Raw genomic sequence first — 2709 nt, 5'->3', positions numbered from 1 at the left:
CTTCCGCGTCGCCTGACTCGCCAACAATCCCGAAAGGAGAAGCAAAATGTCCAATATTCTGAAAGTTCTTGTCCTCGGCTCGATCCTCTCGGGTGCCGTTCCCGCGTTCGCCGGTGAAAGGGACGTTACCCTCTACAAAAACCCGCAATGCGGCTGCTGCGAAGGTTATGCCGATTATTTGCGGGAGAACGGCTTCGCGGTCACCGTCAAGCCGACGCACGACCTTTCCGCCATGAGCCGCGAAGAGGGCATTCCGGCGGAAGCCGAGGGCTGCCATCTTTCCTTCATCGACGGCTACGTGGTGAGCGGCCATGTGCCGGTCGGCACGGTCAACAAGCTCTTGACTGAGCGCCCTGACATCAAGGGCGTGACGCTGCCCGGCATGCCGATGGGCTCGCCCGGCATGACCGGCACCAAGGAAGCGCCCTTCGAGATTCTCGAAATCCAGAAGTCTGGCGGGACCGGCGGCGTCTACGCCAGGGAATAGGAGGCCGCGATGATGGAAGGAATGAGCGGCATGATGTTCGGCATGGGCCTGGTGTGGCTGCTTGTCGTCATCGTGCTGGTCCTCGGGGCGGCGGCGCTCGTCAAATACCTGTTCTTCAGCGGCGGCAAATGAGAAGGGCGTCGGTTCTCCTATCGATGCTCGGCGTGGCGGCGGCAGGCCTTGGATTGGCCTGGACATGGCCTCGGCTCACCGACCGGATGGCCGGCGACGAAGCTTCGGCCGCCACCATTGCACTCGGCAAGACTATCTATACCGAGCACTGCGCCTCCTGCCACGGTGCAAACCTCGAAGGTCAACGCGACTGGAAAAGCCCGCTGCCTTCGGGACGGATGCCGGCGCCGCCGCACGACGCCATCGGCCACACCTGGCATCACCCCGATGGTGTGCTCTTCCGCATCACCAAAGAAGGACCGGCCGCGGTCGTCGGCGGCGGCTACCGAAGCGACATGCCGGGCTTCGGGAATGTTCTCACTGACGAGGAAATCCGGGCTGTTCTGGCCTTCATCAAAAGCACATGGCCCGAGCGGGAACGCGCCTATCAAGCACAGATGAGCCGCCAGGAACGGGAGAAGACCCAGTGAGACCAGTCCAGACCGCAGGCGCGCCGAATGCCTCCCTCAACCGGAAACATTGTCCATGAAAGCGAAAATATTGCTTGTTGTGTCCCTTGCGCTCGTCCTTGCGGCCCCGGCGCTGGCCCACCATCCGGGCGCCGATCTCGACGAGATGATGGGCAGCGAGGAGAAGTTCTTCCAGGCGATCGACGAGCCGGCCGCGCCGCCGTTCGAACTGGCGGACGCCGCCGGCAACGTCGTACGGCTTTCCGACTTCGCCGACAAGGTCGTGGTGCTGAACTTCATCTTCGCGAGTTGTACGGATTTTTGTCCCCTGCATTCCGAGTTGATCGCCGAGATTCAGAAGAAGGTCAACGATACGCTGATGAAGGACAGGGTGCAGTTCCTGACGGTCACGACCGACCCGGCCAAGGATACGCGCGAGGTGCTCGAGGGGTACGGTCCGCTGCACGGGCTGGACGCGCGCAACTGGAAGTTCCTGACCATAAAGCCCGGCCAGCCGGAGGACACGACGCGAAAACTCTCGGAGGAATACAATGTACGTTTCGAGCCGCTCGACCTCGGGCAGCAGATGCATGGCGTGGTGACCCACGTCATCGACCGCGGCGGGCGCTTCGCCGCCAAGTTCCACGGCATGCGCTTCGAACCGCTCAACATGGTCCTTTACATCAACGGCCTCACCAACAACATCCAGAAACCGGCAAAGCCCGAGGCCGGCTGGTGGGATAGGTTGAGGGGAATGTTCAAATGAACCTCTGACTGCTGTCGTGATGTTGGCTTAAGGAACTCTTCGATTGTCGCCCTGCGGAGTCGGATCGCGACCTTCGCCGCGCCCCGGCGCGAATGCCTGCCTATGGCGCTTCTTTCTCGTTCCGATCGAGGGAAGCTACGGAAGAAAACCATCGATCGCGACCTTCCCTTATCGCGAAACTCCCGATCAAAGCGACGGTTTTGAAACTGACTTTTGCACCGTCGCAGAATTCAACTTTTGCGACAACATTTCCTGCTTCCCGCTGTCCTTCTGATGTCGAGCCCAGACGCGCTTCACCTGCGCTTCGCTGCAGCCGGTCAGCTTCGCCGTCCTGCTGATACTGTTGCCGCCAGACCGCAAGACAATGATGCGTTCGTGTGTCACCAGGTCAGCTTGGCGTCCAGCATATTTCCCGCCCGCCTTTGCCAATTCGATGCCTTGCCTCTGGCGTTCGCGGCGATCCTCGAAGTCGTCTCGAGCCATTTGCAGGGCGAGCTTCAGCAACATTTGCTGAATGGACTCGAGCACGATCTTGGCAACGCCGTCAGCGCTGGCCGCGATGTCGCTAAGATCCACCACACCAGGTACGGCAAGACGAGCACCCTTATTCCGAATTGTTTCGATCAGCTTTTCAGCTTCAGGCAAAGGCAGACGACTGATGCGGTCTATCTTCTCCGCAACGACAACCTCCCCCGGCTGAAGGTCTGCGATGAGACGAAGCAGCTCCGGCCTGTCGGCGCGAGCGCCGGATGCCTTCTCGCGGTAGACGCCGGCGATGTAGTACCCGGCATCCCTCGCCTCAGCGATGATCGATTCCTGGCGATCGAGATCCTGCCCTTGCGTACTGACCCGCAGATAAACGCGAGCAACGTGCA

Annotated in this window: 5 protein-coding genes; 4 read left to right on the top strand and 1 reads right to left on the bottom strand. The window is 60.8% G+C overall.

The features are described 5' to 3' along the window. Nucleotides 1-46 precede the first annotated feature (46 nt). The 4 genes from EOA86_RS29780 to EOA86_RS29770 are packed head-to-tail and all read left to right on the top strand — an operon-like array spanning nucleotide 47 to nucleotide 1834. Entirely contained in the window at nucleotides 47-487 is a 441-nt protein-coding gene (locus EOA86_RS29780) for a DUF411 domain-containing protein (RefSeq protein ID WP_128344913.1), read from the top strand. 9 nt (nucleotides 488-496) lie between these two features. Beyond that, on the top strand, nucleotides 497-619 hold the full coding sequence (locus EOA86_RS41345) for a hypothetical protein (protein ID WP_281035709.1): 123 nt from the start codon (nucleotides 497-499) through the stop codon (nucleotides 617-619). Continuing rightward, complete coding sequence (locus EOA86_RS29775; protein WP_128344911.1) at nucleotides 616-1089, top strand: cytochrome c; 474 nt, start codon at nucleotides 616-618, stop codon at nucleotides 1087-1089. The genes EOA86_RS41345 and EOA86_RS29775 overlap by 4 nt, the downstream gene beginning before the upstream one ends. Nucleotides 1090-1144: 55 nt before the next feature. Next, on the top strand, nucleotides 1145-1834 hold the full coding sequence (locus EOA86_RS29770) for an SCO family protein (RefSeq protein ID WP_128344910.1): 690 nt from the start codon (nucleotides 1145-1147) through the stop codon (nucleotides 1832-1834). Nucleotides 1835-2020: 186 nt separating this feature from the next. On the opposite strand, the gene EOA86_RS29765 is transcribed toward EOA86_RS29770, so the two are convergent. Next, on the bottom strand, nucleotides 2021-2709 hold a 689-nt coding region (locus EOA86_RS29765; RefSeq protein ID WP_164892108.1), incomplete at its 5' end, for a recombinase family protein.

The organism is Mesorhizobium sp. M5C.F.Ca.IN.020.32.2.1 (assembly GCF_004023105.1).
In the GTDB taxonomy this organism is placed as follows: domain Bacteria; phylum Pseudomonadota; class Alphaproteobacteria; order Rhizobiales; family Rhizobiaceae; genus Mesorhizobium; species Mesorhizobium wenxiniae.
The sequence above is the reverse complement of the archived record's forward strand: the minus strand, read 5'-3'. Positions and strand labels throughout refer to the sequence as shown.